Source organism: Halobacillus sp. GSS1, from assembly GCF_017307035.1.
GTDB classification, from domain to species: domain Bacteria; phylum Bacillota; class Bacilli; order Bacillales; family Halobacillaceae; genus Halobacillus; species Halobacillus litoralis.
In genome coordinates this window covers 1,113,498-1,129,300 of the sequence record NZ_JAFLHE010000001.1, presented here as the reverse complement: position 1 = coordinate 1,129,300, position 15,803 = coordinate 1,113,498, and the positions used below count along the sequence as shown (strand labels likewise).

Annotated in this window: 13 protein-coding genes; 11 read left to right on the top strand and 2 right to left on the bottom strand. The window is 43.3% G+C overall.

Annotation, left to right across the window (positions count from 1 at the left end):
* The first annotated feature begins 22 nt into the window (after positions 1-22).
* From queA to yajC, 3 genes are read left to right on the top strand one after another with little or no spacing between them, the layout of a single operon-like run.
* Complete coding sequence (gene queA / locus J0K78_RS05970; RefSeq protein WP_206945799.1) at positions 23-1,048, top strand: tRNA preQ1(34) S-adenosylmethionine ribosyltransferase-isomerase QueA; 1,026 nt, start codon at positions 23-25, stop codon at positions 1,046-1,048.
* Between the two features lie 31 nt (positions 1,049-1,079).
* Positions 1,080-2,219, top strand: a complete 1,140-nt coding sequence (gene tgt, locus J0K78_RS05965) for a tRNA guanosine(34) transglycosylase Tgt (RefSeq protein WP_206945921.1) — start codon at positions 1,080-1,082, stop codon at positions 2,217-2,219.
* Between the two features lie 15 nt (positions 2,220-2,234).
* Positions 2,235-2,492 carry a preprotein translocase subunit YajC gene (yajC, locus tag J0K78_RS05960; RefSeq protein WP_160915371.1) on the top strand — a complete coding sequence of 86 codons (258 nt, stop codon included), beginning with the start codon at positions 2,235-2,237 and terminating at the stop codon, positions 2,490-2,492.
* 44 nt (positions 2,493-2,536) lie between these two features.
* Here yajC and J0K78_RS05955 read toward each other — a convergent pair whose 3' ends face one another.
* The gene (locus tag J0K78_RS05955; protein WP_206945798.1) at positions 2,537-2,920 is read right to left on the bottom strand and encodes a TIGR04086 family membrane protein; all 384 of its coding nucleotides are present in this window, start codon (positions 2,918-2,920) and stop codon (positions 2,537-2,539) included.
* Between the two features lie 125 nt (positions 2,921-3,045).
* Here J0K78_RS05955 and J0K78_RS05950 point away from each other — a divergent pair, with 125 nt between their 5' ends.
* Together J0K78_RS05950 and J0K78_RS05945 are read left to right on the top strand one after the other, a co-directional pair.
* The gene (locus tag J0K78_RS05950; RefSeq protein WP_206945797.1) at positions 3,046-4,332 is read left to right on the top strand and encodes an ArsB/NhaD family transporter; all 1,287 of its coding nucleotides are present in this window, start codon (positions 3,046-3,048) and stop codon (positions 4,330-4,332) included.
* Between the two features lie 20 nt (positions 4,333-4,352).
* The gene (locus J0K78_RS05945) at positions 4,353-5,045 is read left to right on the top strand and encodes a DUF421 domain-containing protein (RefSeq protein ID WP_202412525.1); all 693 of its coding nucleotides are present in this window, start codon (positions 4,353-4,355) and stop codon (positions 5,043-5,045) included.
* A 640-nt stretch (positions 5,046-5,685) separates the two neighbouring features.
* On the opposite strand, the gene spoVB is transcribed toward J0K78_RS05945, so the two are convergent.
* Positions 5,686-7,242 (bottom strand): stage V sporulation protein B, encoded by a 1,557-nt coding sequence (spoVB, locus tag J0K78_RS05940; protein ID WP_206945796.1) that lies wholly within the window; start codon positions 7,240-7,242, stop codon positions 5,686-5,688.
* Positions 7,243-7,355: 113 nt separating this feature from the next.
* On the opposite strand from spoVB, the gene J0K78_RS05935 reads away from it, so the two are divergent.
* The 6 genes from J0K78_RS05935 to J0K78_RS05910 all read left to right on the top strand — a co-directional run bounded on the left by J0K78_RS05935 (position 7,356) and on the right by J0K78_RS05910 (position 15,785).
* Positions 7,356-7,652: a post-transcriptional regulator gene (locus tag J0K78_RS05935; protein WP_206945795.1), complete on the top strand. Its 297-nt coding sequence runs from the start codon at positions 7,356-7,358 to the stop codon at positions 7,650-7,652.
* A gap of 168 nt (positions 7,653-7,820) precedes the next feature.
* Positions 7,821-10,100, top strand: coding sequence for a protein translocase subunit SecDF (secDF, locus tag J0K78_RS05930; protein ID WP_206945794.1), 2,280 nt, complete (start codon positions 7,821-7,823; stop codon positions 10,098-10,100).
* Between the two features lie 122 nt (positions 10,101-10,222).
* Positions 10,223-10,555: a LapA family protein gene (locus tag J0K78_RS05925; RefSeq protein ID WP_206945793.1), complete on the top strand. Its 333-nt coding sequence runs from the start codon at positions 10,223-10,225 to the stop codon at positions 10,553-10,555.
* Positions 10,556-10,611: 56 nt separating this feature from the next.
* Positions 10,612-12,939 carry a single-stranded-DNA-specific exonuclease RecJ gene (recJ, locus tag J0K78_RS05920; RefSeq protein ID WP_206945792.1) on the top strand — a complete coding sequence of 776 codons (2,328 nt, stop codon included), beginning with the start codon at positions 10,612-10,614 and terminating at the stop codon, positions 12,937-12,939.
* A complete protein-coding gene (locus J0K78_RS05915; RefSeq protein WP_146812750.1) occupies positions 12,929-13,441 on the top strand; it encodes an adenine phosphoribosyltransferase in 513 nt (170 codons plus the stop codon). The genes recJ and J0K78_RS05915 overlap by 11 nt, the downstream gene beginning before the upstream one ends.
* A gap of 139 nt (positions 13,442-13,580) precedes the next feature.
* On the top strand, positions 13,581-15,785 hold the full coding sequence (locus J0K78_RS05910; RefSeq protein ID WP_160915184.1) for a RelA/SpoT family protein: 2,205 nt from the start codon (positions 13,581-13,583) through the stop codon (positions 15,783-15,785).
* Positions 15,786-15,803 lie beyond the last annotated feature (18 nt).

Below are 15,803 nucleotides of genomic sequence, written 5' to 3'. Positions count from 1 at the left end.
ACACATAGAATAGGGGATTCACATGGATATTAAGCAATACGATTTTGATTTACCGGAGGAGCTGATTGCCCAAGTTCCATTAGAAGATCGCACGGCTTCCCGGCTCATGGTTTGTGATCGTTCAGAACAAACCATCGAACATCGGCATTTTTCTCAAATCACCGATTACTTAGAAAAAGGTGACTGCCTTGTATTGAATGACACCAAGGTTTTGCCTGCACGGCTGTACGGATCCAAAGACGGGACCGGTGGGAAAGTAGAGGTCCTGCTTCTTCATCAAACAGCACAGGATGAATGGGAAGTGCTGGTCAAACCTGCGAAAAAGGTGAAACTTGGTACAAAGATCATATTCGGAGAAGGAAAGCTTGTAGCCGAATGTACCGAATTGCAAAAGCACGGAGGACGCAAAGTAAAATTCAGTTACGAAGGTATTTTCCTTGAAGTACTGGAATCTCTGGGAGAGATGCCTTTGCCGCCATATATCAAAGAGCAATTGTCGGATAGAGACCGGTATCAGACTGTCTATGCAAAGGAAGAAGGTTCAGCCGCTGCCCCAACCGCTGGATTACACTTTACAGAAGAACTGTTAAAGGATTTGCAGTCGAAGGGGATTGAACTTGCGTATTTGACACTCCACGTAGGGCTTGGTACTTTCCGTCCGGTCAGTGTTGATCAAGTGGAGGAACATGATATGCATGCAGAGTTCTACCAACTGAGTGAAGACACAGCGAATCAGCTCAATGCAGTAAAAGAAAAAGGCGGAAGGATCATATCGGTAGGAACGACTTCCACCAGAACTCTCGAAACCATCATCCGTGATTACGGAACTTTTAAAGAGGCAAGCGGTTGGACGGATATCTTCATTTATCCGCCTCAGAAGTTGAAAGCCATCGATGGTTTAATTACAAACTTCCATTTGCCTAAGTCCACATTAATCATGCTTGTCAGTGCCTTTGCAGGACGAGATTTTATTTTGGAGGCTTACAAACAGGCGGTAGAAGAAAGGTATCGTTTCTTTAGTTTTGGAGATGCGATGTTCATAAAATGATCTTAGGGATCAACAGTGAGAAAGGGTAGAAATCATGGCAATCACATATGAATTGATTAAAACATGTAAGCAGACAGGCGCACGTCTGGGAAAGGTCCATACACCACACGGATCTTTTGAAACACCGATGTTTATGCCTGTCGGTACACTAGCAACCGTTAAGACAATGAGTCCGGAAGAGTTGGAGCGGATGGGTGCACAAATCATTCTCTCGAATACGTATCACTTGTGGCTTCGTCCAGGAGAAGACATCATTGAAGAAGCAGGTGGTCTGCACAAGTTCATGAACTGGAACGGATCTATTCTAACGGACTCCGGCGGCTTTCAGGTCTTCAGTTTGAGTGACCTTAGAAAGATTGAAGAAGAGGGTGTCCATTTCCGGAACCATATTAGTGGGGAGAAGCTTTTCTTATCTCCAGAAAAGGCAATGCACATCCAAAACGCCCTTGGTCCGGATATTATGATGGCCTTTGATGAATGCCCTCCATATCCAGCCGAGCATAAATACATGAAAGACTCGGTAGAGCGAACGAGCCGTTGGGCTGAGCGTTGCTTGGAAGCACACAAGCGTCCACATGATCAGGGATTGTTCGGTATCATTCAGGGTGGAGAGTATGAAGATTTACGTCGTCAGAGTGCTCGTGACCTGACATCTATGGACTTCCCAGGTTATGCAATCGGGGGGCTTTCTGTTGGTGAACCGAAGGATGTCATGAATCGTGTTCTCGAATTCACCACGCCCCTGATGCCTGATCAAAAACCTCGTTATCTGATGGGAGTTGGCTCGCCAGATTCTTTGATTGATGGCAGCATTCGGGGAATTGATATGTTTGACTGTGTGCTCCCAACTCGAATTGCAAGGAACGGGACTCTGATGACTTCTGAGGGAAGACTAGTTGTGAGAAATGCGAAATATGCACGTGATTTCCGTCCCATTGACGAGAATTGTGATTGCCACACATGTAGAAATTACAGCCGTGCGTATATACGCCATTTAGTCAAAGCTAACGAAACATTCGGTTTCAGACTTACGACTTATCATAATCTATATTTTCTGTTAAACTTAATGAGGCAAGTGCGTGAAGCCATTAGAGAAGATCGACTCGGTGACTTTAGAGAAGAATTCTTTGAAATGTATGGTTTCAACAAACCAAACGCAAAGAACTTTTAGAAAGGGGGAAAATAAATGGATACATTAGTAGGTTTACTTCCAATTATTCTAATGTTTGTCATTTTCTATTTCCTATTGATTCGACCGCAGCAAAAGAAACAGAAGCAAGTACAACAAATGCAGTCGGACCTCCAAAAAGGCGATAGAGTTATAACAATCGGAGGACTTCACGGAACGATTCATGCGATTGATGAAGGTTCGCTTGTGATTTCTGTACAAGATGGTACTCAACTGAAATTCGATCGTTCATCCGTACGTGAAAAATTGAGCTAATCAAATGCAATCCCGCTACACTTGTAGCGGGATTTTACGTACCGTCATCTCCTCACCGTTTTACGTGGCAGGTTGACTCCTATCATTCCACCAAGCCAGGCCGCAAGAACCAACCCTCCGAAATAGCTTAATTGAGGCAGAGATACCCATGAGTTTTCAAAAATGATTTGAAATAAAATCATCGCACTGACGAAGATCAGCCCGGTCATCCCTCCAGAGAGCCATCCCTTCTGTTCTCCCTTATAAGCTGCCAGCATGCCACCGATCGCTAGTATGCTGATCCCTGCAACTAGAGCTAATTGATTGAGTGTCTCATATTCCATTCCAGTAAACCTTAGTAAAAGTGCTAACACGCCTGCAAATACAATCATTAGGATAAAAATAGACCCGACTCCATACCCCAGGACCCCTGACAATAACTTTTTCATCCCATCCCCCCTTGATATGCTTGTCACTTTTATCTATATGCATGAAAACTCTATAGATAGAAGCAGATATTTTCCTCCGGACTTGAATAAGTATTAATAAAGTCCGTCCAAAAAGGGGAAGATCTATGTCAACTGTACTTGCAATACTCATTTTTGTAGCTAGCTATGTACTGATAATGACGGAGAAGTTAAACCGTGCACTGGTAGCTGTAGCAGGTGGCGTACTTCTTTTAATGACAAAGATTTATGAATGGGAACAGGCTTTTGGATTTATAGACTGGGAAACCGTTGCCCTCCTTTTTTCTATGATGGTGTTAGTGTCCATCACAAAAAAGACAGGGATTTTCACTTTTTTAGCTATTTGGTTAGCACAGCTTGTCAAAGGAAGACCTGTGCCGCTTTTGCTCGTAACAGCGCTGTTTACAGCGGTAGGGTCTGCTTTTTTAGATAATGTTACAACGGTTCTCTTATTTGTACCTGTGCTTTTGACTCTTGTCGATCGTTTGAAACTTCCCGCATTTCCTTATTTGATCATGACTATTTTCAGCTCTAATATTGGTGGTACGGCTACACTCATCGGTGACCCGCCGAACATTATGATCGGACAAGCGGTAGACCATTTCAGTTTTGTATCATTTCTTTATCATCTAGGCCCTGTGGTATTCATTATTTTTGTCCTGGTCACGCTAGGCGTCATTCTGCTATTCCGCAAAGGGCTTACGTATGATCATGCCTTAGCGGAGGACTTAATGAGTGTAGATGCGAAAGAATATTTGAAAATGTCGCCGTTGCTCTTTCAATCCATCTCCGTCATGCTTCTTACTATCGGCGGTTTCATGATGCATCCATTTATTCATATGGATATAACGACGATCGCTGTCAGTGGAGCACTATTGCTGCTCTTTATGTCTGAGAAAGAGCTTGAAGTTGAACATGTTTTTCAGGAAGTCGAATGGGTGACATTGTTTTTCTTTATGGGCTTGTTCATGCTTGTAGGGGGGTTAGAGACGGTTGGTGTGATTGATGAATTAGCGAGAGGGATGGTGTGGATCTCAGGTGGAGATATGCCTATCACTTCGATGGTGATGCTTTGGAGTGCAGGAATCCTTTCAGGTGTGGTCGACAACATCCCATTCGTTGCCGCGATGATCCCTGTGGTTCAAGAGTTACAGGGATATGGAATGATGAACGTCGATCCTGTCTGGTGGTCATTGGCTCTTGGGGCCTGCCTTGGAGGGAACGGTACCCTTGTCGGGGCATCTGCCAATGTGGTGGTGGCGGGCCTTGCAGCCAGTCATAATAAACCTATTCCTTTTATTAAATTTTCACTGTACGGCTTTCCGGTTTTGATCCTTTCCTTAATCGTATCATCCATTTACATTTGGTTCCGTTATTTGCTTCCATTTCTTTAATAAAACAGGAAAAATAGGTGATGTTAACTAAAGGGAAACCTTTAGGAAAGGTTGTGCTCGGAGTGCTTGTATTCAGCATTATCATTCGCACACTGATCACCTATTTGATCATTCTCCTTGTTTTTCGCTTCATGGGGAAAAGAGAAATTGGTGAACTTAGTGTTATGGACCTGGTCGTATTTATCATGCTCGCTGAAATTGCCGTCTTCCTTATCGAGAATCCGGGTGAGGCTATTTGGAAAGCCATCGTGCCGATGGCCGTTCTCCTCGCCATCCAAATTGGTAGTGCATGGATTTCATTGAAAAACCAACGGTTCAGAAACTGGTTCGACGGCAAGCCTTCCATCATCATTAAACACGGAAAAGTCGATGAGAAAGAGATGAAGCGGCAGCGTTATAATTTCAATGATCTATTGTTACAACTGCGCGAACATGGCATTCAACAAGTAGGGGATGTCGCTTATGCAATTCTGGAACCATCAGGGAAGCTTTCAGTATTTGAAAAGAAAGACGATGGCAGCTCTGATTATGCCGTTGTTTTAATTGCTGATGGTGAAGTGCAATATAGTGGTCTTCAAACAATCCGAAAAAATAAACAATGGCTCGTAAATGAAGTGCGAAAGCAAGGGTTCCATTCTTTCAATGAAATATCCTTATGTACCATTAACGACCAGGGCGAAGTCCAAATCGACCAAAACAACGAATTTAAATAACCCCATTCTCTCAAAAGAAGAGAATGGGGTTATTCAACTAAATGGCAGGATTGTTGAAGACTCAGTTTCGAGACTTTCCGGGGCTCGTTGCCCGAGTTGAGCGTCAGGGGTGGTTGGGAAGCTACTCGCTTTCCTGTGGGGGAGTGCCGAGCTTCCTCGGGCTACGCCCTGCGGGATCTCGCCGATCTCCTTTCTCCCACGGGAGTCTCCCAGCTTCCCAACCACCCCATTCAAAGAGGGGGTAAACGAACCCCTTCACCAAAGTTGGATGGTCTTATCCCGGTTGGTGTAGGCATAAAACGCTCTGTATCAAGCTTTCAGGGTTCAAGTACCTCGGCTTGGGAGTATTATCCTTATACTCTCATCAAATAGAATAGCTGATTATTCATGAAGTGGTTTCGAGACACTGATATAGCAAAGGGGCGGAGGGGAATGGCGAGACTCCTGCGGGATAAAAGTGCTTGGTGAGACCCCACAGGACGCAGTCCGAGGAGGCTCACCAAGCTCCCGCGGAAAGCGAGCTATTCCCCGCAGCCCCTATCTACCCAACAAAAGTCTCGAAACTGAGTCTTCAACTAAAGGGAGCTTTAGTGAGGTTATGAAATTAAATAAGAAGACAAAAATAACCGCTATCAGGCGGTTATTTTTTGTTGAAGATGCGGTTCCATGGGATCATTTTCAATTCTTCCATCCGGATTAACCGAAAGACGAACAATAGCACAATGTACAAAATGGAAAGCCCCGTACCCATTGTCAACAACTGCGAAAGAGGTTTACTCTCAAGAAGCCACTGATGTTTCCATTGAAATCCAACGACTCCGATGATTCCGATAACAAGTCCGAATCGAAAGAACATCTGTAAAGGGAAGGAGATGACCTTATATTTCATAAGTACCCCTAAATGCAAAAGTGTAACGACAACGACACCCACGACGATTGCAAGAGCAACTCCATGAATCCCGAATTCAGGACGAGAACTTAAACCGACAAGGACAATAAACTTGATAACGGCTCCAATCAATGTGTTCCACATGGCCGGACGGGCAAGGTCCAAAGCTTGTAAGGTTGCTTGAAGTGGTGTTTGGATATAATGAAGTAGAAAAAATGGCGCCATGAACTGAAGCATGAAGGAAGCCTGACTTGTCCCATACACAGTGGTTAGGATGACAGCTGGAAAGATCATGAAAATGATCGTGATTACTCCTCCAGAAGCAATGGATAATCGGATCGATTGCATGATGCGATAAGCAATCGTCTCATTTTTACCTTGAGCTGCAGCTTCACTGATGGAAGGTACGAGAGCAATAGAAAGCGCGTGAGTCAAAAAAGTCGGTAAAAACAGCAAGGGCAGCACATATCCTGTGAGCTCTCCATATTGTTTGGTAGATTCAATAGCCGTGATTCCTGCAATAGCCAAACTTTGAGCGACGAGGATTGGTTCAAAGAAGTACGTTAAGGAACCAATGAAGCGGCTTCCTGTCGTTGGAAGAGCGATCGTCATCAATTCGTTAAGCGTCTTCTTGCCCTCATGGATATGCTTTTTCCACGATTTTCGAAGCCGAAAGCTTTTGTGTAGATTGAATTGTCTCAGCATGTACATCAAAGAAACGAATTCACCGATGACAGCAGAGACCATGGCCCCTGCGGCTGCAAATTGAACGCCGTAAGGGTAAAGCATTTTTGTAAGGATCACAACTGAACCAATTCTGACAATTTGTTCAATCACTTGAGAGATTGCCTGTGGCTTCATATTTTGTCTACCCTGGAAATAACCCCGAATGACAGATGATATGGCGATGATAGGGATGATAGGGGTTACAGCGAGCAATGGATAAAGGGCTCTTGAATCAGTAAGGAAATAAGTAGATACAACGGGAGCTAACAGGAAGAGTCCGATCGTAAACAAAATGCTTAATGACCCCGTAATTGCAAGAGAAACTAGTAGAATGCGTTTGATTTTACTTTCGTTCCGAGTCGCTTCTGCTTCTGATACTCTTTTTGAAATGGCCACGGGAAGACCGAATTGGGTGATGGTTATGGCTAAAATTAATGTGGGTAGCGCCATCATGTAGAGCCCCACACCTTCGGGGCCCATTACGCGGGCAACGACGATCCTGTTAATGAAACCGAGTAAACGGGTGATCAGTCCAGCAGCAACCAGAATCAGTGCACCATGTAAAAAAGTTTGTTTTGACATATGATTGATCCGCCTTCTCAAAGAAATGAAATTCCGCTACAATGAAGTATATGCGTAAGGATGGACAAGGCATGACACCCGTTTCCGAAAACCTTAGAGTGAGGAGTAACCTGATGGATCAAAAAAAAGTGGTCACAAGCTGGAGAAATGAACTGAGAACAGTTTTGCAAAGCAAAGTAGAAGAGTTTCACTTGTTAGGTTATAAACGTGCGACCGAAGAAGAAGTGTGGGATTGTTTGATCAAGAAAGTTTGGAATGGCGAACCTGAAATGAGACTGCACCAGGTAGTCCAGGATATCCTGCATTTGCAGACCCATACATATACGAGTTATCTGACAACAGAGGCATATCAGAATGATGATCTGCTTGCCTCCATTGAGGCATTGAAGGGTCCTTCGGAATATGAATGAGGCTTGATCTCTTTACGGTGATCAGCTTAAAGTTTTTCCTATTGTTGCGAAAGTTTGAAAAAGTAGTAGAATAGGTACGGGGATTATCAAATATTGTCTATAAGCATTTATACATATTAGCCGATGGATCATCGCATGTGTTCGTACATAAAGGAGGAACAGGACAGTATGGTGAAACGAGGGCGGATCGTAGCCTTTTTTATTGTGGTTTTATTACTGGCTGCTATGATTGGAACGACAGTAACAGGGGTTACCAAAGATATTAAATTAGGATTGGACTTACAGGGTGGTTTCGAAATCTTATACGATGTCGAGCCGTTAGATGAGAACCAGGAAGTGAATGATCAGGTTCTCGAGGCTACAGCACGTTCATTGACGGAACGTGTGGATACACTTGGTATAAGTGAAACGAACATTACTATTGAAGATGGGGGAAGAATTCGAGTACAGCTTGCGGGTGTAGAAGACCAGCAGACAGCAAGAGAACTGCTTTCAACAACCGCTGAACTATCTTTCCGTGGTACGGATGGAAAGTTGTACATGGATGGTTCAGATCTTGTTGAGGGAAGTGCTCAGCAGTCCTATCATCCAGATACGAATGAACCCATTGTTACACTTAAAGTTAAGAGTGCTTCTAAGTTCTATGACGTTTCAGAAGAAATTTACAACACTCCGAACAATCCAGATACACCATATCCGGACAATCTGTTAGTGATTTGGCTGGATTATAATGAAGAAACTTCCTTCGCTGAAGAGTGGGGGAAAGAAAACCCGGCTTATATTTCTGCACCAGGGTTCCAAGACGGACCTGTTCGTAGTAATTCGGTCATGATCAGCGGGGATTTCACTCAGGAATCCGCTAAACAATTGGCAGATATTCTGAATGCTGGATCACTACCTGTTAATCTTGAAGAAACCTATTCGACATCTGTCGGTGCTCAATTCGGTGAGCAAGCCATGAACAAAACCATTTTGGCAGGCTTCATCGGAATTGCAGCCATCTTCTTGTTCATGATTGCGTATTATCGTTTCCCTGGGATCATTGCAACACTAACGCTGAGTGTTTACATCTATTTAATTCTCGTGGTCTTCGAATTGATGAATGGTGTCTTGACACTGCCTGGTATTGCCGCCTTGATTCTGGGTGTCGGTATGGCCGTAGACGCCAACATTATTACGTATGAAAGAATTAAAGAAGAATTGAAATCAGGTAAATCTCTTTTATCAGCCTATAAGGCAGGAAATAAGCGTTCCTTAGCAACCATCCTTGACGCGAACATTACAACCTTAATTGCAGCCACTGTACTTTTCATTTTCGGTACAAGTTCAGTCAAAGGTTTTGCAACAATGTTGATAGTGAGTATTCTCGTCAGTTTCATAACAGCCGTGTATGGTACGCGATTATTCATGAGTTTATGGGTCAAGAGCCGCTTCTTGAATAAGCGCCCGAAATGGTTCGGAGTGAAACCTGAGGATATTCATGATATTGCTGAAGGAGAAGAAGTCGAAGCAACCTTCATGAAACGGAAATTCGATTTTGTAGGACTGAGAAAACGATTTTTCACAATTTCGATTGTCCTCGTGGTGGCGGGAATCCTGGCCCTTGCTTTCTTCCGCTTGAATCTGGGAATTGATTTCACCAGTGGTTCTAGGGTGTCGATTTTGTCTGATGGCAATATAACATCAGAACAAGTGGAACAAACGTTGGAAGAAGAATTTGATGTCAGCCCGAAACAGGTCATCATTTCAGGCGACAACAGTGAGATTGCAGTCGCTCGTTTCGATGATGAACTGAGTAAAGATAAAATCGGTGAAATTCAAAGCTACTATGAAGAAGAGTTTGGCAATACGCCGAACGTCAGCACTGTATCCCCGATTGTTGGTCAAGAGCTTGCTAAAAACGCAGCACTGGCTGTTTTATACGCGTCCATCGGGATCATCATCTATGTTACCATTCGCTTTGAAATCTTCTTCGCTTTAACAGCGATTATTGCTTTGCTGCATGATGCTTTCTTCATCGTTGCTTTCTTCAGTTTAACGAGATTGGAATTCGATATTACCATCATTGCAGCGATTCTTACCATTGTCGGTTACTCGGTGAATGACACGATTGTAACGTTCGACCGGATCCGGGAAAACTTGAGAATGAAGAAGAAAGTGAAATCCTTTAAAGAGCTTGCGAAAGTCGTCAATGACAGTTTAATGCAGACACTTGCCCGCAGCTTCAATACAGTCCTTACTGTCATTTTCGCAGCTGTGATGCTGTTATTCTTCGGAGCATCATCCATCACGAACTTCTCGTTCGCCCTAGTCATCGGATTATTGGCAGGTACGTACTCATCCCTGTTCATTGCTTCTCAGCTTTGGCTCATATGGCGTGGCCGCAATATTAAAGATAACCCGATCAATTATGTGAAAAAGAAAAAAACGGACGGACCTCAAGTGTAAACTGGAGGACCTTAAAAGAAGACCATCCTCCATGGAGGATGGTCTTCTTTGGTTATTACTTTTTCTTTCCGGGTATATCAAGTATATAAAGAAACCTTTATCAATGAAGGAGTGTTGAACATATGAAAGGTCAAAGTTATCTTATCCTGGCTTTCATTTTTGCATTAGTCATTGCTATTTTTGCTGTCATTAATGTGGACCCTGTTCAGGTTAATTATTTGTTTGGATCAGGTGAAGCACCACTGATTCTTGTCATTCTAATATCTGTTTTATTAGGTGGGTTAGCCACAGCATCCGTCGGGGCTCTCCGATATTATAAGCTGAAAAGAGAAAACAGCCGGTTGAAGTCCGAGGCTTCCGCTTCCCCTGCAAGCGTCACGGATGAAAATAAGACCGTGTCTGGTGAGAATGATAAGACAAATGAAGAGGAAAGTTCTTCATCAAAAGTCACATAATTGCGTTTGCTACCCCTGGTCCGCTCTTGTATAATAGATGGGTCAGGGGTGAACTTATGATACAAAGCAAGATGAAATGGAAATTTACATATAGAAATTCGGAAGAAAGTTCTTCTGTCCTTCCTGGAGTTACTCCACTTACTCAGCAGCTTTTAGAAAAAAGAGGAATCCACAATGCTGAAGCAGCGGATCGGTTCTTAAAGCCTTCAATTGATCAGCTTCACGATCCGATGCTTATGGAGGGGATGGACATTGCCGTGGCTCGTGTGAAAGAGGCCATAGCATCTGATCAATCCATTCTTGTTTTTGGTGATTATGATGCAGACGGAGTAACCTCTACATCTGTCATGGTGGAAGCGCTCAGAAAAGCAGGGGCGGACTGTGACTTCTATATTCCTAATCGTTTCACGGAGGGATATGGTCCAAATAAAGAAGCTTTTCAATTTGCCTATGATTCCGGCTATTCTCTAATCATAACGGTAGATACAGGTATTGCCGCTATGGAAGAAGCATCATTTGCGAAAGAACTGGGGATTGATTTAATTATTACGGACCACCACGAAGTCCAGGAAGTTCTTCCTGATGCCTATGCCATTATCCACCCTAAGACCTCAGCGGATTATCCATTCCAGGAATTAGCTGGTGTCGGAGTGGCTTTTAAATTTGCTCATGCTCTTCTAGGCCGTTTTCCAAAAGAGTTTCTTGACCTTGTCGTTATTGGTACGATTGCTGATCTTGTCCCTTTAAAAGGCGAAAACAGGGTGCTTGCATCGATCGGTCTTCAGGCAATTTCCCACTCTGCACGCCCTGGTATCCAGGCGTTGAGAAAAGTGTGCAGCATAGAGGGGGATATGAATGAGGAAACGATCGGTTTTACAATCGGTCCAAGGCTCAATGCTGTAGGTAGACTTCAGGATGCAACTCCGGCAGTCGATTTATTGCTATCGGAAGATCGGGAAGAAGCTGAACAAATTGCAATCTTCATTAACCAGTTGAACCAGGAAAGACAGAAAATCGTTGCCTCCATCGCCAAGGAAGCGGAAGAAATGGTTTCCGTTGAAAATGGGGAAGCTGAGAATGTGATTGTGGTTGCTAAAGAGGGCTGGAACCCAGGAGTGCTTGGAATCGTCGCATCCAAACTCGTCCGTCAATTTGACCGACCGGCTATTGTCCTGGCTATTGATGAAGAAAAAGGGGAAGCCAAAGGTTCAGCAAGGAGTATTGACGCTTTTGATTTATTCTCCAACTGTATGGAGATCCGTCATCGATTTATACATTTTGGCGGACATGCCCAAGCAGCGGGTATGACACTTGCGCTTGACCAAATCGATGAGTTACGAGGCGATTTGATTTCCCTGGCTGAGGAAAAACTATCGGATGACGATTATCAACAAGTCCTGGATATTGAAACAACAGTCGAGTTGGAAGATATATCCTTGAAACAGATTGAGGAAGTCAACCAGCTTCGTCCATTTGGAATGGGGAACCCGAAACCATTGTTTCATCTCAAGCATACCCCTAAAGAAGTACGTTTGATCGGAAGTAAAAAAAATCACCTAAAATTCCAATTCCAAAGTCAACAGTCCCGGCTGGATGGTATTGCGTTCGGGATGGGAGATCTTTTTCAGCAAATATCCCCGCAAGCAGCACTGGATGTTGTAGGAGAACTTGGAATCAATGAATGGAACGGACGGAAAAACTTACAAGTGATGATCAAGGATCTTCGTGTGAAAGAATGGCAGTTATTTGATCACAGAGGTTCAAAGCATATAGAAAAGAATTTGATCATTCCACCCAACCAAACGTTTGCAGCTGTCAGCTTTCAAGGAAAAGATCAGGCCCCATGCGATGTTCCTGTCCTTCAGGCAGAGTCGGTGGAGCAGGGAGCCGCCTATGATGGACTTCTCATTATCGATCTGCCTAAACGCATGTCGGATATGACCGAGCTTTTATCTAAAATTGAAACTCGTAAAGTCTTTGCCTGTTATCATATACAGGAGAGTACTTTTCTAAAAACATGGCCTTCAAGGGACCACTTCAAATGGTTTTATGGTATGCTATTGAAGCGTGGTCAGTTCAACCTTCATGAAGAAGCAGACTTACTTGCCAATCGTAAAGGATGGGACAAGTCCATGGTGGAATTTATTTCTGAGGTGTTTTTTGAACTCGACTTTGTTAAAATAAAAGACGGGATTATTACAGCAGAATCCGAACCTTCTCAAAAAGATTTGCGGGAATCTTCGCTTTATCTTCAAAGGGAAGAACAGCTGCAAATTGAACGTACCTTGTATTATTCCACATATAAAGAATTGAAGAGTTGGTTTGACCAATATATGAACCAGCGTTTTAAGCAAGTCAAGGAGGAAGTAACGAATGGATTATAAAGAGCATATTGCAATCGTTGAAGATTGGCCGAAAGAAGGTGTCCAATTTAAGGACATCACTCCATTGATGGACAATGGTCCGGCATTTAAAGCGGCGGTTGATGAAATTGTAGAATACGCAAAAGACAAAGAAATCGATATTGTAGTAGGACCTGAAGCACGTGGCTTCATCGTCGGATGCCCTGTTTCTTATGCTTTGGAAATCGGCTTTGCACCTGTGCGTAAAGAAGGAAAGCTTCCACGTGAAACAATTAAAGTGGATTATGGTCTGGAATACGGAAAAGACGTATTGACGATTCATAAAGACGCAATTAAGCCAGGTCAACGAGTACTGATTGTCGACGACCTTCTTGCTACTGGTGGTACAATTGAAGCGACCATCGATCTTGTCGAGCAGTTGGGCGGGGAAGTAGCTGGGTGTGCGTTCTTGATTGAACTCACATACTTAGATGGCCGCAGCAAATTGGACGGCCATGACGTCCTTACTTTAATGCAATATTAATGGAAAGAGTGCCCTTTTCAGGGGCGCTCTTTGTTTTACAATTGACGATATCGGGCTTTTCCCTTTACAAGAAGAGTCCTTTTTTTGATAATGTTAATCAAATATATTTTGAAAGTTCTAAAGAAACTAGGGTGATTGAATGGCGAAAGATACAGTTCTAACTGCGGAAGAAGTCATAGAACAAGCGAGTCAGTATTTGAATGAGTCAGATCTGGCGTTTATTCGTCGTGCTTATGAATTTGCCGAAAAGGCCCATAGCAATCAGTTCCGAAAGTCGGGAGAACCTTATATCATCCATCCCATTCAAGTAGCAGGTATTCTTGTGAACTTAGAGATGGATCCTGAAACGATTGCAGGCGGTTTTCTTCACGATGTCGTAGAGGATACAGATGTTTCCCTTAAGGAAATTGAAGAGGCCTTCAATGAAGAAGTGTCGATGCTTGTGGATGGCGTAACGAAATTAGGTAAAATCAAATATAAATCCAAAGAAGCTCAGCAGGCGGAAAACCATCGGAAAATGTTTGTCGCTATGGCGAAAGATATGCGCGTCATCTTAATTAAACTTGCGGACAGGTTACACAATATGCGCACGTTGAAGCATCTTCCAGCTGAGAAACAACGTCGGATTTCCAATGAAACATTGGAGATCTTTGCACCTCTGGCTCATCGTCTTGGTATTTCTACGATTAAATGGGAGCTTGAAGATACGGCCCTTCGGTATTTGAATCCTCAGCAATACTACAGGATTGTTCATTTGATGAAGCAGAAGAGGAATGAACGTGAGCATTATATCGAGGAAGTCATTGATGAAATTCGTGGCCAATTGAAAGAAGTAAACATTGATGCGGATTTATTTGGACGGCCGAAGCACCTTTACAGTATCTACCGGAAGATGGTACTTCAGAATAAACAATTCAATGAAATTTATGACTTGTTAGCCGTTAGAATCACAGTCAACAGTATCAAAGATTGTTATGCTGTCCTTGGCATCATCCATACGTGTTGGAAACCGATGCCGGGTCGCTTTAAAGATTATATAGCCATGCCGAAGCCTAATCTGTATCAATCTCTGCATACGACAGTAATTGGACCTAAAGGGGATCCTCTTGAGGTTCAAATCCGTACCCACGAAATGCATGAAATTGCGGAATATGGAATTGCAGCACACTGGGCATATAAAGAAGGAAAGCAGACCTCCGCTGAACAATCGTTTGAAGAGAAGCTTACCTGGTTCCGTGAAATTCTTGAATGGCAAAGTGAAACTCATGATGCCGAAGAGTTTATGGAATCCCTTAAAGTGGATTTATTTTCAGACATGGTCTATGTGTTCACACCAAAAGGAGACGTGATCGAGCTTCCATCTGGTTCAGTGCCTGTAGATTTTGCCTATCGTATTCATACGGAAGTTGGAAATCAAACGATTGGTGCAAAAGTGAACGGGAAAATGGAACCCCTGGATTATGAATTGAAGACCGGGGACATTGTCGATATCATGACTTCTAAGCATGCGTATGGACCTTCCAAAGATTGGATTAAGCTCGCTCAGACATCTCAGGCGAAGAATAAGATCAAGCAATTCTTTAAGAAACAACAAAAAGACGAGAACATTTCTAAAGGGAAAGAGCTTGTCGAACGGGAAATTCGTAATTTCGGTATTCAACCAAAAGATGTCTATACGACAGATAATTTGAATCGTGTATCTGAAAAGTTTAATTTTGCAAACGAAGAGGACATGTTTGCCGCTGTTGGATACCAGGGGATTACAGCCGCTCAAATCGCTACTCGATTAACAGAGAAAATCAGGAAGCGGAAACAGCAGGAACAAGACCTGGAGCAGACCCTTGCTGATGTAAATACCACGGAAATTAAAACCCCTGCAAAAACTGGTAAAAAGGATTCAGGAGTACGAGTGGAAGGGGTAGACAATCTTCTTGTCCGTCTATCCAAATGCTGTAACCCAGTACCTGGTGATGAGATTGTCGGTTATATTACTAAAGGACGAGGGGTATCCGTCCATAGAAGTGACTGCCCTAATGTCCATACCGAAGAAGCTCAGACACGCCTATTACCTGTTAAATGGGAGACTTCAGTCACGGATTCCAAGCAGTATCATGTTGACCTTGAGATCTGGGGCTATGATCGCCGCGGCCTGCTTAACGAAGTGCTCCAAGCAGTCAATGAAACGAAGACGAATATTACCGCGGTTTCAGGAAAGTCCGACCGTAATAAAATGGCGACTATTCATATTACTATTTTAATCCAGAATACGAACCATTTGAGAAAGATTGTCGAACGGATTAAACAAATTCAGGAAGTGTACACGGTTCGTCGTGTCATGCAATAGAAGATAAAGGGGAATCTA